Origin of the sequence: Candidatus Microthrix subdominans (assembly GCA_016719385.1) — a bacterium.
Taxonomy (GTDB): Bacteria; Actinomycetota; Acidimicrobiia; order Acidimicrobiales; family Microtrichaceae; genus Microthrix; species Microthrix subdominans.
Window position 1 is genome coordinate 180,033 of record JADJZA010000001.1, and the last position, 16,813, is coordinate 196,845.

General features: G+C 67.0%; 15 protein-coding genes. 13 read left to right on the top strand and 2 right to left on the bottom strand.

Features of this window, described 5'->3' with window-relative positions:
- Positions 1-53 precede the first annotated feature (53 nt).
- The 9 genes from IPN02_00895 (at position 54) to IPN02_00935 (ending at position 10,712) form a co-directional block, all read left to right on the top strand.
- The gene (locus IPN02_00895) at positions 54-608 is read left to right on the top strand and encodes an NADH-quinone oxidoreductase subunit I (GenBank protein MBK9295441.1); all 555 of its coding nucleotides are present in this window, start codon (positions 54-56) and stop codon (positions 606-608) included.
- A complete protein-coding gene (locus tag IPN02_00900) occupies positions 608-1,132 on the top strand; it encodes an NADH-quinone oxidoreductase subunit J (protein ID MBK9295442.1) in 525 nt (174 codons plus the stop codon). Before IPN02_00895 ends, IPN02_00900 begins: the two co-directional genes overlap by 1 nt.
- Positions 1,133-1,134: 2 nt before the next feature.
- Positions 1,135-1,431: an NADH-quinone oxidoreductase subunit NuoK gene (gene nuoK, locus IPN02_00905; protein MBK9295443.1), complete on the top strand. Its 297-nt coding sequence runs from the start codon at positions 1,135-1,137 to the stop codon at positions 1,429-1,431.
- 4 nt (positions 1,432-1,435) lie between these two features.
- On the top strand, positions 1,436-3,679 hold the full coding sequence (locus tag IPN02_00910; GenBank protein MBK9295444.1) for an NADH-quinone oxidoreductase subunit L: 2,244 nt from the start codon (positions 1,436-1,438) through the stop codon (positions 3,677-3,679).
- Between the two features lie 131 nt (positions 3,680-3,810).
- Entirely contained in the window at positions 3,811-5,340 is a 1,530-nt protein-coding gene (locus IPN02_00915; protein ID MBK9295445.1) for an NADH-quinone oxidoreductase subunit M, read from the top strand.
- Between the two features lie 4 nt (positions 5,341-5,344).
- Positions 5,345-6,859 (top strand): NADH-quinone oxidoreductase subunit N, encoded by a 1,515-nt coding sequence (locus IPN02_00920; protein MBK9295446.1) that lies wholly within the window; start codon positions 5,345-5,347, stop codon positions 6,857-6,859.
- 11 nt (positions 6,860-6,870) lie between these two features.
- Positions 6,871-8,007, top strand: a complete 1,137-nt coding sequence (locus IPN02_00925) for an SAM-dependent methyltransferase (protein MBK9295447.1) — start codon at positions 6,871-6,873, stop codon at positions 8,005-8,007.
- Entirely contained in the window at positions 7,994-9,826 is a 1,833-nt protein-coding gene (locus tag IPN02_00930; GenBank protein ID MBK9295448.1) for a copper resistance protein CopC/CopD, read from the top strand. The genes IPN02_00925 and IPN02_00930 overlap by 14 nt, the downstream gene beginning before the upstream one ends.
- 130 nt (positions 9,827-9,956) lie before the next feature.
- Positions 9,957-10,712: a FixH family protein gene (locus IPN02_00935; GenBank protein ID MBK9295449.1), complete on the top strand. Its 756-nt coding sequence runs from the start codon at positions 9,957-9,959 to the stop codon at positions 10,710-10,712.
- A 106-nt stretch (positions 10,713-10,818) separates the two neighbouring features.
- Here IPN02_00935 and IPN02_00940 read toward each other — a convergent pair whose 3' ends face one another.
- A complete protein-coding gene (locus tag IPN02_00940; GenBank protein MBK9295450.1) occupies positions 10,819-11,616 on the bottom strand; it encodes an HAD hydrolase family protein in 798 nt (265 codons plus the stop codon).
- Between the two features lie 296 nt (positions 11,617-11,912).
- Between IPN02_00940 and acs the strand changes: the two genes are divergently transcribed.
- Positions 11,913-13,946, top strand: a complete 2,034-nt coding sequence (acs, locus tag IPN02_00945; GenBank protein ID MBK9295451.1) for an acetate--CoA ligase — start codon at positions 11,913-11,915, stop codon at positions 13,944-13,946.
- Positions 13,947-13,962: 16 nt separating this feature from the next.
- Here the strand turns inward: acs and IPN02_00950 are convergent, their stop codons facing one another.
- Entirely contained in the window at positions 13,963-14,610 is a 648-nt protein-coding gene (locus IPN02_00950; GenBank protein MBK9295452.1) for an endonuclease III, read from the bottom strand.
- Positions 14,611-14,798: 188 nt separating this feature from the next.
- Between IPN02_00950 and IPN02_00955 the strand changes: the two genes are divergently transcribed.
- The 3 genes from IPN02_00955 to IPN02_00965 all read left to right on the top strand — a co-directional run bounded on the left by IPN02_00955 (position 14,799) and on the right by IPN02_00965 (position 16,798).
- Positions 14,799-15,593 (top strand): zinc metalloprotease HtpX, encoded by a 795-nt coding sequence (locus IPN02_00955; GenBank protein ID MBK9295453.1) that lies wholly within the window; start codon positions 14,799-14,801, stop codon positions 15,591-15,593.
- 64 nt (positions 15,594-15,657) lie between these two features.
- Positions 15,658-16,260, top strand: a complete 603-nt coding sequence (locus tag IPN02_00960; GenBank protein MBK9295454.1) for a hypothetical protein — start codon at positions 15,658-15,660, stop codon at positions 16,258-16,260.
- 10 nt (positions 16,261-16,270) lie between these two features.
- Positions 16,271-16,798: a hypothetical protein gene (locus IPN02_00965; GenBank protein MBK9295455.1), complete on the top strand. Its 528-nt coding sequence runs from the start codon at positions 16,271-16,273 to the stop codon at positions 16,796-16,798.
- Positions 16,799-16,813 lie beyond the last annotated feature (15 nt).

The window sequence follows — 16,813 nt, forward strand, 5'->3', positions numbered from 1 at the left end:
GAGCGAGCAGCGATCTGGCTCTACCGCCTGCGCTGTCCGCTGGGAGAAATGACATGCCTCCACAACCCCCACTACAAGGTTTGGTCAAGGGCCTGCGGCTCACCCTTCGCACCGCCATGGAGACGATGTTCCCGGACGGTCCACTGAAGCCGCCCTCTCCGGCCAAAGGCGCCGCCACCGTTCAGTACCCGCACGAGAAGGAAACCCCGGCGCCCCGTGCTCGCGGCGTCATCGCCCTCCACGAAGAGAACTGCACGGCCTGCATGCTGTGCGCCCGGGAATGCCCGGACTGGTGCATCTACATCGAGGGCCACAAGACGCTGGCCCCGCCCCGCCGCCCCGGCGGCAAGCCTCGCTCGGTCAACGACCTCGACCGCTTCGACATCGACTACTCGCTGTGCATGTACTGCGGCATCTGCGTCGAGGTCTGCCCATTCGAGGCGCTGTTCTGGACCCCGGAGTACGAGTACTCCGAGGTGAGGATCGCCGACCTGCTCCACGACAAGGAACGACTAGGTGAGTGGTTTGAGACCGTGCCCGACTTTGAGACCTACGAGTCGGGCGCACAGGTGAAGCAGAAAAAGGTTCCCCGCAAGGAGAGCTCCTGATGGTGGCCCTTCTGGCCGAGACGGCCAGCTATGCGGTACCGGTCAACATCGTGTTCGGCTTCATCGCCGCGCTGATGTTGTATGGCGCGGTACGGGTGGTGACGACGACCAACGTGGTGCATGCCGCCCTGTGGCTGGTCGTCGTGTTGGCCGGCATGGCCGGCCTGTTCATCCTCTTACAGGCGGAGTTCCTCGCCGTCACCCAGGTGATGGTGTACATCGGGGCAATCGTCGTGCTGTTCCTCTTCGGCGTCATGCTCACCCGTACTCCGGGTGCCGAGGGGGTCGAATCAAACCGCAAGATGATCCCCTTCGGCATCGGCACTGCGGTGTTGCTGTTCGTTGTGATGGCCTACTCGCTCATCGACAGCTTTGGCGGCGATCAGGTGCGCCCGACGGCGGGTAACCCGACTCAAGAGATCTCCGACGCGATCTTCTCGACTTACCTGTTGCCCTTCGAGCTCGTGTCGCTGTTGTTGTTGGCGGCGCTGGTCGGGGCCATCGTCCTGGCCCGAAAGGAGTAGCGGTGCTGGTCAATCAATTCCTTCTACTGGCAGCGGTTCTCTTCTGCATCGGTGTGTACGGGGTGCTCACCCGTCGTAACGGCGTGTTGGTGCTCATGTCGATCGAGCTCATCTTGAACTCGGTCAACCTCAACCTGATCGCATTCGGGGGCCAACACGGCGTCGACGGTTCGGTGTTCGCCTTGTTCGTTATCGCCGTCGCTGCCGCCGAGGTTGGCGTCGGCTTGGCCATCGTGATGCTGATCTACCGCAACAAGGCCAGCGTTGAGCTGGACGAACTCGACGAGTTGAAGGGGTGATTGGGTGATCACGACCATCATGCTCGACAAGGTCTGGCTGCTCCCGGCCATCATGGTGGCCAGCTTCGCCTTGATCCTGTTCTTCGGAAAGCGGACGCCCGGCAAGGGCCACGCCATCGGGATCGCCGCAGTTGGCATCTGCTTTGCACTGTCGCTGGTGACCGCCGGCGAATGGGTCACCCGTGACACGTCCCCCAACGAGGTGGCGGCGCTGACCGACGTCAATCCGGCCTGCTCGGCTGCGGTCGCCGAGGTGGATGGTGCCCAGGGCACGGCAGCCGGCTCCGGAGACGGCGCCGGCGAACAGGCCCTCGCCCCAGCCGGTGAGGTTGCTGCCCCGCTCGCCCCCGCATCCGAGGCGGGCGAGGCGGAAGGGTTCACCCGTCCGGTCGTCAACTGCGTTACCTGGTTCCAGTCCGGCGATACCACGGTCACGGTCGGCACGCAGGTTGACGGCCTGGTCGTGATGATGCTGGTGGTCGTCACGCTCATCTCGCTGTTGGTGTACATCTTCTCCACCGAGTACGTCGCCGGCGACCGGCGCTATACCCACTACTTCGCCTTCCTCTCCCTGTTCACCGCGTCGATGTTGTTCTTCGTCATGTCCCAGAGCACGATCCAGATGATCGTGGGCTGGGAGTTGGTGGGCATGTGTTCCTTTGCGCTGATCGGCCACTGGTGGGAGGAGCAACCCAACTCCGACGCGGCGCTCAAGGCGTTCCTCACCAACCGAGTGGGCGACATCGGTCTTCTGGTCGGCGTGACCGTGCTGTTCTGGGTGTCGGGCAAGACGTTCTCGATCATGGACATCAACATCGCCGCCAACGACGGGTCGATCTCCAAGACCGCGCTCACCGTCGCCTCGCTGGCGCTGCTGGCTGCGGTGATGTCCAAGTCGGGTCAGTTCATCCTGCACACCTGGCTGCCGGACGCGATGGCCGGGCCGACGCCTGTGTCTGCGCTGATCCACGCCGCCACGATGGTCGTGGCCGGCATCTACATGGTCGCCCGGCTGTACCCCGTGTTCTTCGAAGGCCTGTCGATCGCCGGCGGCTCGTTCAACATGCTGGCCCTCGTCGGCTCGGTGACAGCGGTCTTGGGTGCGCTGTTGGGATTTGTGCAAAAGGACATCAAGAAGGTCCTGGCGTACTCAACCATCTCCCAGTTGGGCTTCATGGTGGCGGCGCTGGGCGTCGGCGCCTGGACGGCGGCGATGTTCCACCTGTTCACGCACGCCTTCTTTAAGGCCAGCCTGTTCCTCGGCGCCGGCTCGCTCAGCCACGCCTGCCACCACAGCTTCGACATGGTCGACGACATGGGGGGCCTGCGAAAGGTCATGCCCAAGACCTTCTGGACGTTCGTCATCTCTGCGGCCAGCCTGGCGGGCATCTTCCCGTTGGCCGGCTTCTGGTCCAAGGACGAGATCCTGGCGGGCACCGGTGGGATGAACGCAGGAGTGGGCAGCTATTACTTCGTGCTGGTTGCGCTGCTGATCGGTGCGTTCTGCACCGCCGGGTACATGACCCGGGCGGTTTGGTACGCCTTCTTCGGCGACTACCGAGGCCACGGCCAGCCGCACGAGTCGGGGGCGCGCATCACCGTGCCGCTCTTCGTGTTGGCCGGTCTGGCGGTCGTCGCCGGGTTCGTCAACCTGCCGGAGAAGTTCTTCGTCGAGTTGCCGTCATGGCTCAGCCTCCGCTTCGAGCGTGCGGTCGAGCCGGTTGGTGCCTACTTCCCAGGGCCTGCCAACGGCTTCACCCACGCGGCGTTCAACCCACTGCTCGCCGGGATATCGCTCATCGTGGCGCTGGTGTCGGCAGCGCTGGTGTGGAGCTTCTATACCGGCAAGCTGACCGTGCTCGAAGGCCTGGCCTCGCGCAACAAGCTCGCTCGGGTGGGTAAGACCATCCTGGTCAACAAGTACTACCTGGACTGGCTCTATACCGACGTGATCGTTGGCTTCGTCAAGGGGCCGCTTGCGCGGGCCGCCTACTGGGCAAACCAGAAGGTGCTCGACCGCACGGTCGACGGCGTCGGCGCCGGCGCCACCAAGGTGGGCGAGTTCGTCTACGCCCGCATCGACCAAGGCGTCGTTGACGGGGCGGTCAGGGGCGCGGGCATGGCCGCCAGCGGCACCGGCGCCGGGCTGTCCAAGATGCAGTCCGGCAAGGTGCAGCAGTACGGCGTGTTGTTGTTTGCCGGCACCGCCATCCTCACCGGCATCTTCGTGGCGGTCCTGACCGCATGATCACCGCTTTGACCACGGCGCCGCCGCGGACCTCAACCCCTGACGCGGATCGCCGCGCACCTTTGTCCATCGTTCCCCCAGCGGCCCCCCGGGTCGCCTCGTTTCACCGCCAGTAACAGGAGATCCACCACATGTCGGACCAAACCTGGGTACTTCCGCTGCTGACCTTCCTGCCCCTCATCGGGGCGTTGGTCATGATGGTGCTCGTCCCCAACGAGGCCGAGAGCGCCCACAAGCTCATCGCGCTGATCACCTCGCTGGCCACCGCCGCCCTAGGCGTTGCAGTGTTCGCCGGCTTCAACTACGACGCCTCCAAGGACTTGCAGTTCGTGGTCGACCAGTCCTGGATCCCCCGGATCGGGAGCCGGTTCATCATGGGCGTCGACGGCATCTCGTTGCCGTTGCTGGGGCTGACACTGTTCATCGTGCCGCTGGTGATGATCTACAGCCTCGATCACATCCCCAGCCCGGGGAACCCGAAGGCGTTCCTGTCCCTGATCCTGATCCTCGAGACCGGCATGATCGGTACCTTCGTTGCCCAGGACCTGATCCTGTTCTTCGTCTTCTTCGAGATCGTGCTGTTGCCGATGTACTTCATGATCGGCGTGTGGGGCGGTCCGAAGCGTCAGTACGCAGCGATCAAGTTCTTCCTGTACACGTTGTTCGGCTCGGCGCTGATGATCGTCAGCTTCATCGCCGTCTACTTCCTCTCCGACCCCCAGACCTTCGACATGCGGGCGCTGCCCACCGCCGCAGCCGGTATCTCGAGCGGCGCAGCGCTGTGGATCTTCGGCGGCATGTTCATGGGCTTCGGCATCAAGGTGCCGATGTTCCCGTTCCACACCTGGCTGCCCGATGCCCACACTCAGGCACCAACCCAGGGCTCGGTGATCCTGGCTGCGGTGCTGCTGAAGCTGGGTTCCTACGGGTTCATCCGCATCGCCCTGCCGATCCTGCCCGATGCCGCCAGGCAGTGGGCGCCGGTCATCGGCGTGCTGGCGGTGATCGGCATCATCTACGGCGCACTCGGGTGTTTGGCCCAAACCGACATGAAGCGCCTGATCGCGTTCTCGTCGGTATCCCACATGGGCTTCGTCATGTTGGGCATCGCCGCCATGAACGACATCGGCATCAACGCCGCCATCTTCGGCATGGTGGCCCACGGCCTGATCACCGGCCTGCTGTTCTTCATCGCCGGCTCGATGAAGGAGCGCTACCACACCCTGGAGATCAAGCGCCTGGGTGGCATGTTGATCCAGGCCCCCAAGCTGGGCTGGATCCTCGGCCTTTCCACCATGGCCTCGCTTGGTCTGCCCGGCCTGGCCGGCTTCTGGGGTGAGTTTCCCGCCATCCTCGCCGCCTATTCTCCGGCTCCCGGCATCAACGAGGGTCTGTTCCGTACCCTGATGGTGATCGCTGCCCTCGGCACCGTCCTCGCCGCCGGATACCTGCTGTGGCTGTTCCAGCGCACCAGCTTCGGCGTGCCCAACAAGGAATTCGAAAAGGATCCCGAGATCGCCGACGTGTCGGTGACCGAATGGGTGTCCTGGACGCCGATGATCATCGGGATCGTCGTGCTGGGCGTCTTGCCCGCGTTGGTGATGGGTATCTCCAACCCCGCGGTTGAGGCCATGACCACAGCGTTCGGCTTCGGAGGCTGATCTCGTGCTCGCTTCGCTCCTCGGCCAGAGTGCCGACTTCGTCAATACCTCCATTGACTGGCACGCGATCGCGCCCGAGGTCGTGCTGGCGGGCGTAGCGCTGCTGATCGTTCTGGCCGACTCGGTGTTCCTCGAGCGTGCCCGGCCCTTCATCCCAGGATTGGCCGGCCTGGGATTCCTCGCCGCCCTCATCCCCGTGTTGACCCTGGCGATGTCCTCGACCGAGGTACGGAGCACCTTTGCCGGCGCCTTCGTCGTCAACGACCGAGCGCTGGCGTTGAAGGCGTTGTTCCTGGTCACCGGGTACATCGTGGTGCTGCTGTCCAGCAAGTACGTCGCCGAGGGCGACTACTGGGAGAGCGAGTACTACGCCCTCATGTTGGCCTCGGTCGTCGGCATGTCGGTCATGGCCTCGGCCATGGATCTGATCACCGTCTTCATCGCCCTCGAACTGCTGTCAATCCCGGCCTACATGCTGGCCGCCTGGCGCAAACGGGACGTGAAGTCCAACGAGGCAGGGCTGAAGTACTACCTGATGGGTGTCTTCGCCACCGGCATTTTCCTGTATGGGTTCAGCCTGCTCTACGGGGTGTCCGGATCGACCAACCTGGCCGAGATCGCCACCGCCATCGGCAAGGGTGACTCTCCGACCGCGATCGTCGTCGTCGCCCTGATCTTCAGCCTGGCCGGATTCGGGTTCAAGGTATCGGCGGTTCCTTTCCACGCCTGGGCTCCCGACACCTACGAGGGTGCGCCCACCCCGATCACCGCCTTCCTCGCCGTCGCTTCCAAGACCGCCGGGTTCGCAGCCCTGATCCAACTGGTGTTCATCGCCTTTGCCGAACGCAGCGATGTGGTGCAGCCGGTCATGTTCATCCTCGCGGCGTTGTCGATGACCGTCGGCAACCTCATCGCCCTGCGCCAGACCAACGTCGTCCGCATGCTCGCCTACTCGGGCATCGCCCAGGCAGGGTTCATCCTGGCACCGTTTGCGGTCTATTCGGCCAACTCCGAGCTGGCCATGTCGGCGATCGTCAGCTACCTGGTCATCTATGCCGCAATGAACCTCGGTGCATTCGCCTGCGTGATCGCCATCGCCCGCAAGACCGGCTCGGCCGAGCGGAGCACGTTCGGCGGCCTGTTCAGCTACGCCCCCGGTCTCGCCACGGTGTTCACCCTGTTTCTCGCTTCGCTGGTCGGCATGCCCCCACTCGGCGGTTGGTACGCCAAGTTCTCGGTGATGAACGTTTTGGTCGGCGCCGGTACCGGCATGGGGTACGCGCTTGCGGTGATCCTGGCGGTCAACACGGCCATCGGTGCCTTCTATTACATGGCGGTGGCCCGAGCGATGTGGTTCGACGAGGCGCCCGACGGTGATGTGTCCCCGATCAAGGTGCCGGTGAACCTCATCGCCGCCATCGCCATCTGCCTGGTGCTCACGGTGGTCACCGGCGTCCTGCCCGACCTTGTGACCCAGCTGAGCACGGTGCCGACCGTGGCGGCCGGGCTCGGCGGATAGCCGCCACGGAGTTGTCGCAGCGGCCGGGTCGGCAGCTGGGCGCCGAAGCCGCCGCCGGCCTGCATCCTCGGTTGAGCGACGCGCTGGCCGGCGGGCTGCGCTTCGATCGCCTCTGGGACCTGGCGCTGTACGAGCCCGGGGTCGGGTTCTATGACACCGGCGGAGCGGCCGGCCGACGTGCAGATTTTCTCACCAGCGTCGAGCTGGGCCCGCTCTTCGGCGCCTGTCTCGCCCGCCGCCTGGACGCCCTTTGGGACGCGGCCGGTCGGCCCGACCGGTGGACGCTGGTCGATGCTGGCTCCGGGCCGGGCACTTTGGTGCGGGCGGTGGTCACAGCGCAACCCCGGTGCGCCGGGGCCCTCGACGTCGTGGTCGTCGAACGATCTGATGCGCAGCGTGAAGGTCACGTCAACCTGATCGAGTGGGCGGAGGAGCGCGACGTCGCGGTGGTCTCCCAGGAACAGCTGCCCGAGCGGGTGTGCGGGGTGATCGTCGCTCACGAGCTGCTCGACAACCTGGCCGCCCGGGTGGTGCAGCGCAACGGTGCACAGATCGAGGAACTTTGGGCCGGGGTGGCGCCGGTTGGCGGCGAGCCACCCCCGCCCGAATCAAACGGCGCTGCGGTGGCGCTGTCATGGCGGCCGGTCGAGGCAGCCGACGCCGAGCGCCTTCGGTCGTTGCCCTGGTGGGGGGCGGTCCCCGAGCAGGCCCCTGTGCCCTGGAGTGAAGCGGGGCACCGTTGGGTGAACGATGCGCTCGGCCGGCTGGCGACGGGTGCGCTCCTGGTCGTCGACTACGGCACCCGAACCACCGCCGAGGTGGCGGCCCGGGAGGGATGGTTGAGGACATACGCGCAGGGTGCGGTGGGCACCGACCCGGTCGAGGACCTGGGGCGCCGTGACCTGACGAGCGACGTGGCCTTCGATCAGCTGCCGCCCCCGGACCGCCTGAGCACCCAGGCCGAGGCGCTGGCCGCCTGGGGGATCGACGAGCTGGTCCGATCGGCGCGTCGGCGCTTGGATGAGCGGGCGGGGACGATGGACTTGGCCTGGGCCCGGGACACCTCGGTGCTCAACGAGGCGCCCGCGCTGATCGATCCGGCTGGACTAGGGGCATTTCTCGTCGCCGAGTGGGATGCCCGTGGTTAGCCCGGTGCCGGGCAGGCGGGAGTGGCCCGTCCGTCGGGCGAGGTTCTTTCACCGAGAAGAGCGGGCCGGGCGGGAGGTGTCCGGTCGTCGGATCGGGCGACGGCGCGGTGTGCTGCTTGTCGCTCTGGGCATACTCGCAGCGCTGTGGTGGGCAGCGCCGGCAGGGGCCCACGCCGAGCTGATCTCGACCACTCCCTCCCAGGGGGCGACCGTCGCGAAGGCACCCCCGGTGGTGGTCATGACCTACAGCGAAGGGGTCTCGGTCAGCAACGACGGGATCCGACTGCTCGACCCGGCCGGAGCGGTGGTCCCCCGAACCAAGGCGACCGCCGACGGTTCCGAGGTGCGCATCGACGTGCCCGATCTCAGCGACGAGGGCACCTATACCGTCGACTGGAAAGCGGTGTCCGCCGACGGCCACCCCATCCGCGGTGCTTGGACGTTCAACCTGGGAGCGGAAGGGGGCGGCGCCGACGTTGCGCTGGGCTCGACCGGCCAGTCTCCGGCGATCACCGCACTGCGCGCCGTCGGTCGCAGCGTGTCGTTCCTCGCTCTGTTTGTTCTGGCCGGTCAGCTTTTGTGGGCGGGTATCACCAGATGGCGGCCGTTGGTGGCCGCCGCCTGGGCCGGTGTCATCCTCGTGGTGGCCGCCGAGCTGTGGGCGGCGCTGGCCGGAGGAGCCTCCAACCCGGCGGCCGCCGCGCAGATCGTCCTCGGCACGCCGAGCGGGCGGTTTCTTGTTGCCACCGTGCTCTTGGTCGCCTACGGGCACCTCATGTGCCGGGCAGGGCGCCTCGGCAGTCGCAGCCTGGGGGTCGTGTGGACGAGTGTGGTTGTGGCCGCGGCGCTCGTCGGTCATGCCACGGTGCTGTCTCCTGTGGCGCTCAGCGCCTTCGGCACGGTGGCCCATGTCCTCGCCGCAGGGTTGTGGGTGTCGGCGCTCGTCTGGATGGCAGGTGTGTTGCCCGGTTGCGTTCGGCGAGTGGGCCTTGAGAGCCGAGCCTCGGACGCCCTGGCCTCTGGAGTCCCGCCATCGGCCGACTCGGCCGCTGCCCTCGCCGCTCACCGTGAGTTGCTTCGCCGAGCGGTGCGGTTCTCGCCGTGGGGGATGGGCGCAGTCGCGGTTCTGCTGGCAACCGGTGGCGCGCTGCTGTGGGTGCGCATCGGCGGTCCGGCGGGCCTGCTGACGTCGGGATACGGCCTGCTCGGCCTGGGAAAGCTGCTGGTGTTGGCCGGCGCAGTCGTGCTGGCGGCCAGGAACCGGTGGGTGCTCATCCCTGCCCTGGCGAGCGCACTCCCCGAGCTGTCGACCGACGAGGCCGACGCCACGGCGGCCCGGCGCAGTGCTTCGGCCCTCCAACGGGCGATTCATGCCGAGATGGTGCTGGTGGCGTGCGCAGTGGCACTGGGTGGCGTTCTCGGAGCGACGGCCCTGCCCAGGGACACGGCGGCCGACCCGGTCGGTCAGGCGGCGACGGCGGTCGGGGCCGAAGTGTTCAGCGAGGTGGCCGATTTTGGGCCCTACCAGGCCCAAGTGGAGATATCGCCGCGTCGGGTGGGCCCGAACGTCGCCCACGTCACCGTCGTCAATCCCGCCGGCCCGCCGCCGGACGACCTCAGCGGGTTGACCGTGTCGTTCACCTTGCCAGCCGCCGACCTCGGCCCGATCGAGCCGAAGCTGATCAAGCTCAACGACAGCCACATCACGGCCAACGATGTGGTCTTGACCGCGCCGGGGTTGTGGACGGTCACCGTCGACGCACGCCGAGGTTCCGCCGAGTTTCTTCGGGCCACTTTCCAGGTGAACATCGACGGCTGAGCGCCCCGTCCTGCCGGACGAGGGAGTGCTCCGAACTCAACCGTGGGCGCGTCTGTCCGGTCGGTCTGCACCCTCCCTGCTGGGTGATGGAGGTGAGGTATCGTCCGTCGGCGCCGAAGGGAGAACGTCGATGAGTTCAGGTCGTTGGAGTATTGGGGCACTGCTGGTGGTGATGGCCACGTGTTTCGTGGCCATGGTCGGCCCGGCCGGAGCACACGGCCCGGAGGCCACGTTCACCCCGATCACCCAGGAGCCGGTCGCTGACAAACTTGCGGCGAACCTGCGGGTCACCTTGATCTACGACAACGACGCCGAGCCGGTGGATGACGCCACCGTGCAGGTGATGCCCGTGGACCCGTCCGGCGCGGAGGGTGCTCAGGTCGCTCTTGCACGTGCGCCTGAACCAGGAACCTACGAAGGCACCGTTCCTGTCACCGCATCAGGTGACTGGACGTTCACGGTGACCTCGGCGGACCCCGAGGCGACACTCGATATCGGGGTTGCCATCCCCGAACCCGCACCGGCAACCACAGCCGCGCCGGCAACCACAGCCGCCCCGGCAACGGAAGCGGCGCCTACCTCTGCCGCACAGAAGGACCCACCGGTTGCGTCCAGCCTGCCGGACGGCAGCCCGACCACCGTGGCCGATACAGCGATCGTGTCCGACGACGCCCTGCCCGCCGAGAACGCCGATGAGGGGTCCTTCCCCTGGGGCATCGCCGTGCTGGTGGCGGTCGTTGCGGCCGGCGTGGCGATGGCGATGGCCTACGCCCTGCGCTCGAACAAGGACGACGCAGGTGAGGATGGATCTCTTGATCCGACCGGGCCCACCTCGGCAGACGGGGGGCCGCCGTCCGGGGAAACCCCGGGAGGCCCTGGCACCTAAGGGGGCCGGGGCCGCCCGGCGGCGCGGGGGGGGTGGTGGGGGGGGGGGGGGGGGCCCGGGGGGGGGGGTCCCCGCGGGGGGGGGGGGGCGCCGCGCGGCCCGGGGGTCAGCCCAGGTCGACCGAGAGCGTCAGCGCATCGGCCAGTCCGTCGTCGTCGACATGGCCCACCTGGAGACGTGAGGCCGCCAACGCTGTCGGGTCGGCATTTCCCATCGCCACGCCCCAGCCGACCGACTCCATGGCGCTCACGTCGTTTTGACCGTCACCGACCATCATCACCGCTTCCGGGCCGAAGCCCAAGCGGTGCGCCAGCTTGGCGATGGCGGTCGCTTTGGACACCCCCGCCTTGGTCACCGAGATGAACGCAGCATGGTCCAACGCCGGTGAGGTGGCAGCGGTGCCCTGGGCACCGGCGGGCACGGCAGCCAGCACGGCGTCGGTGTCCTCGATCGGCACGACGAACTGCAGCCGCACCAGGGGGCCGGTGAGGTCGTCTCGGCTGCGGGGCTGGTGGGCGAGGCCCAGTAGGCCGGCGTGTTCGACTGCGAGTGGTTCCGTGGATGGGCAGGCAATCTCAAAGGCCGAGTAGTACTCGAGCACCCAGCCGTGCTCGACGGCCAGCCGCTCGCAGGCGGTGATCGTGGCTTCGTCGACGACCTCGCCATCCACCTCCAGCGTCTCAGCGTTGATCAGCGCGGCCCCGGAGTGGAAGATGTGCCAGCCGGCGGGGTCGAGCCTGCGGGCGTAGTCCCACGTCGGGCCCACCGCCACCCGAGCAGTACAGATCGCCAGGTGCTGACCTCGGGCGATGGCGGCCTCGGCGGCCGTCCACACCCCGTCGGTCGGCACGCCGGAGCTGCCGAGCAGGGTGCCGTCGACGTCGATGCAGATCAGTGGGAGCACGGGTTCCTCAATGTGGGCTGGCGGCTCGGTTGTTATGGCGCTGGCCGAGCCGGGGGTGGGGGATCGAGAGGCAGGCTCCATTGCCTCGGTGGCACCCGTCAAACCCGGGGTTCGCAGGCGTAGGCTCGCTCGACGTTCAACCGGGTGCTGAAACCAACCCGGGCCTCGAGCGTCGGCGGTCGTCGAAGAACCGTGGTGCGAGAGTCGGACCGCCGAGTTATGCATCACCACCATGCGAAAGCCACCGGTCCGACTTCTGCATGCTGTCTGGAAGTCGATCCCATGACGCTGCCGGTATGGTGCAGGGGAAGGCCAGACGAGGGGGACACATGACCGAGGAAACCACCGCACGGACGATCGAGAACCTCTACTCCGAGGAGCGGACGTTCTCTCCGCCGGAGGAGTTCGTCGCTCAGGCCAATCTGTCCGACCCGGAGATCTACGATCGCGCCGCCGCCGACCCGGAAGCGTTCTGGGCTGGTATCGCCCGCGAGACGATCACCTGGCGTCGGGACTTCGACACCACCCTCGAGTGGAACCTGCCGTATGCGAAGTGGTTCGTCGGGGGAAAGCTCAACGTCGCTGAGAACTGCCTGGATCGTCACATCGATGCCGGTCACGGCGACCGCGTGGCCTACCACTGGGAGGGCGAGCCGGGCGATACCCGCACGATCACCTACGCCCAGTTGCTCGAGGACGTCTCCCGCCTGGCCAACGTGCTGCGCGGCTTTGGCGTCGAGAAGGGCGACCGGGTGGTCGTCTACCTGCCCATGATCCCCGAGCTGCCGATGTCGCTCCTGGCCTGCGCTCGCATCGGGGCCATCCACTCGGTGATCTTCGGCGGCTTTTCGCCCGACTCGATCCGGGACCGGGTCAACGACGCCGAGGCCAAGGTGGTCATCACCGCCGACGCCGGCTATCGCCGGGGTAAGCCATCGGCGCTGAAGGCCAACGTCGATGCCGCCCTGAAGGATTGCCCGACGGTCGAGAAGGTGCTGGTCGTCGACCGCTGCGGCACCGACGTCGCCATGGTCGAGGGTCGCGACGTTCCCTATGCCGACGCGGTGGCGGGGGTGGACGCCCACTGCGAGGCCGAGGAGATGGACTCCGAGGATCCGCTTTACATCCTCTACACGTCCGGCACGACGGCGAAGCCCAAGGGCATCATCCACTCCACCGGCGGCTATCTCACCCAGGTGGCGTGGACCACCAAGCAGATCTTCGACCTCAAGCCCGAAAACGACGTCTATTGGTGTGCGGCCGACGTCGGTTGGGTGACCGGCCACAGCTACATCGTGTTTGGGCCGCTCGCCAACGGCGTGACCGGCGTGATGTACGAGGGCACGCCCGACACCCCCACCGAGGAGCATCGCAGCGGCGACCGGGCTTCGTGGCCCAAGGACCGCTTCTGGGACATCATCGAGCGGTACGGCGTCACGCAGCTGTACACCGCACCGACGGCGATCCGCACGTTCATGAAGTGGGGCGCCGAGGAGCCCGGACGCCACGACCTGTCCTCGCTGCGGCTGCTCGGCACGGTCGGCGAGCCGATCAACCCGGAAGCCTGGATGTGGTACCACGAGCACATCGGCGCCGAGCGCTGCCCGATCGTCGACACCTGGTGGCAGACCGAGACCGGGGCCAGCATGGTCAACCCGCTCCCGGGCATCGTTCCCACCAAGCCCGGGTCGGCCACCCTTCCGTTGCCCGGCATCGAGGTGGCGGTGCTCGACGACCAGGGCAACGCCATCACCGAGGGTGGTGGTTATCTGGCGATCACCAAGCCGTGGCCGTCGATGCTGCGGGGCATCTGGGGCGACCCCGAGCGCTACGAGCAGACCTACTGGAGCCAGTACCCGGGCAAGTACTTCGCCGGCGACGGTGCCCGCCTGGACGAGGACGGCTATCTGTGGGTGCTCGGCCGGGTTGATGACGTGATGAACGTGTCGGGTCACCGGATCTCCACCGCCGAGGTGGAGTCGGCGCTCGTTGATCACGAGGCGGTGGCCGAGGCAGCGGTGGTCGGGGCGAAGGACGACGTGTCGGGTCAGGTCATCGTGGGCTACGTCATCCTGCGGAGCGGCAACGAGCCCTCCGACGAGCTGGGCGAGGAGATCCGCCAGCACGTCGCCACCAAGCTGGGTGCGATCAGCCGTCCCAAGACCGTGATCATCGTGCCTGACCTGCCCAAGACCCGCTCCGGCAAGATCATGCGGCGTTTGTTGCGCGACGTGGTCGAGGGGCGCGAGCTGGGTGACACGACCACGCTGGCCGATGAGTCGGTGGTGACTGCAATCGCCGACGGGGCCTCGGCCGCCAGCGACGGCTGAGCGGCGCCCCGACGCTTTAGCGGCGGGCCTCCTGGGCGATGCGTTTCTGAGTAGCCGCCCAGGAGCAGATCGGGCAGGTGGTGAGGTCGTGGTGTCGGGCGGGGCAGTACTCCCGCCCGAAATAGATGATCTGCAGGTGGCGTCGGTTCCACGTGTCCCGGGGAAACACCGCCTTCAGGTCGGCCTCGGTCTTCTCGACCGTCGTTCCGTTGGACAGCCCCCACCGGGCCGCCAGCCGGTGAATATGGGTGTCGACCGGAAAAGCCGGCACCCCGAACGACGCGGCCATCACCACGCCGGCGGTCTTGTGACCGACGCCGGCGAGTGACTCGAGGAACTCAAACGTCGGGATGAGTTCCCCGCCGGCCTCGACGATCTGGTGGGCCATCGTCGACAGGTTGCGGGTCTTGGTCGGGGCAAGGCCGATCTGTCGGATCAGCCCAAGGATCTCGTCGGGGTCGAGCGCGGCCATCTCCTCTGGTGTCGACGCCCGGTCGAAGAGCGCCGGGGTGATCTCGTTCACCTTTTTGTCGGTGGTCTGCGCCGACAGGGCCACCGCCACCAGCAGCGTGTAGGGGTTGCGGTGATCGAGCGGGATCGGCGGTTCCGGGTAGAGCCGATCGAGGATCTCGCCGATCCGATCGGCCTTGTCACTGCGTCTCATGGTGACCACAGGGAGGGCAAGTCGAAGCAGCCGGTTCATCGGTTGCACACTCCCGCAGGGACGGCTGCTCGACCAACCCGGGAGCGCTCTCAGTTCGATGCCTGCAGGCTCAGCAACCGGGGCAGACTGATGCCGTGCTCAACAACCTCAAGACCGCTGCATTGCTGGCCGGCCTCGCCGGGCTGCTGATGGCCATCGGGTCGTTCTGGGGGCAGTCGGGCCTGATGATCGCGTTCGGCATGTCGGTGGTGATGATCGGCGGCAGTTACTGGTTCTCCGATCGACTCGCCATCGCATCGGCGCGGGCCAAGCCGGTCCCCGAGGGTGCGCTTCCCGAATACCGCCAGATCATGACCGAGCTGACCACCGCCGCCGAGATCCCCATGCCGGGGTTGTTCGTGAGCCCCAACCCTCAGCCCAACGCCTTTGCCACGGGCCGCAACCCGCACCACGCCGCGGTGTGTGTCACCGAAGGGCTGTTGCAGGCGCTCACCTGGGAGGAGATCCGGGGGGTGCTCGCCCACGAGCTCGCCCACGTCCGCAACCGTGACATCTTGACCAGCTCCGTCGCAGCTGCGGTCGCCTCGACCATCACGTTCGCAGCGCGGATGGCAATGTGGGGAGCGATGTTCGGTGGGGGTGGTGGCGGTGGGCGTGACCGAAACGGAGGCGGCCTGGAGCAACTGGCGATGATCATCCTCGGACCGATCGCCGCAGCGCTGATCCAGATGGCGATCAGCCGCAACCGCGAGTTTGCCGCCGATGCCTCGGCGGCCAAGCTGCTGGGGACCGGCGAACCGCTGGCCCGAGCGCTGGACAAGCTGGACCTGTACTCCCAGCGGATCCCTGCGGACATCAATCCAGCGCAGGCGCAGGCCTACATAGTCAACCCCCTGCGACGCGGCGGGATGGCGAGCCTGTTCTCCACCCACCCCCCGGTCGAGGAACGGATCTCGCGCCTGCGGGGTGGGTCATGGGCCTGAGCAACAGCCCCTGGGCCGGCATCGGAGTTGTGGCGAGTGCCCCGGGCCGTCGTAGCGTACGACGATGACTTCAGCGATGATCGTGTCCACCTCCAGCGTGAAGCGAGGCTTGGTGGCTGCTGTCGCTGTCGGCGCCCTGCTGCTGGCCGGCTGCAGCGACGATGGCGACGATGCCGCCAAGGGCGACACGTCGAGCGAGACCACCGTCGCCGGCGACAGTGTGTCCGAGACGACCGCCGCGGCCAGCGAGACAACCGCGAAGGATGACGGTTCCTCGGCGACGTCGGCACCTGAACGCAAGCCCAATATTGAGGGCTTCTGCAAAGCGCTCACCGACGTGGCCAACCAGACCGCAGGCGACCAGGATTACGGCCAGTTGCAGGCGACCGCGCCTGACGAGGTCGCACCGCTGGTCGACACGCTCGCCAAGGCAGCCAACGAGGCGGCGTCGACCGAGCAGCCCAGCGCCGAACTGCAAGAACGCGGTATCCGCTCGGTGGTCGGCGTGACGATCTTCGCCATCGATGAGTGCCCCGATGCGTCGGGCCTGATCGAGGCGATCGGCATCGACGAGAACGGGGTCGAGGTCCTCAAGAAGTACTCGGTTGCGGACGTTGAGGACGATGCCAAGTGGAAAGAAATCTACGCCGAGATCCAGCAGGGCTGAGGTTCGACCCTTGTTTCACCCCGTTGCCGAGTGCCAGGGCCGTCGAGGCAGCCGGGTGCGCTCAGCTGGTCAGCGTTTCGCCGCAGCAGCCGTCATCCTGGCGGCCCTGAGCGGGTGTTCCGACGGCGGTGACGGCGCCCAGCAGGCGGTGACCACCAAACCCGCCGCAGCCCCGACGGCCGGGGTTGAATCGTTTTGCGATGAGTTGGCCGACATCGTCGTGCAGGACGAACCCGATTTTGGCCGCCTCGATGCGTCGGCCCCCGAGGAGGTCAAGCCCGAGGTGGCCGAGGTGGTCGAGTTCTCCAAGATGGCCCTCACGGCGGAGGAAGCGCCCGATAAGAGTGTGATCGACGACTTCCAGCGGTCTTACTTTGGCATGACGATCTATGCCGTGGGCCACTGCGACAACTCCGACACGCTGGCTGCAGGTCTCGGCCTCGGCGACCAGCAACTCGAAGCGGCCCGCAGGTACTCGCTGGAGGATGTGCGGGATGACCAAACGTGGCCAGAGGTCAAAGCTGCTGTCGGCGGTTGACGCCGAACGCTTCGG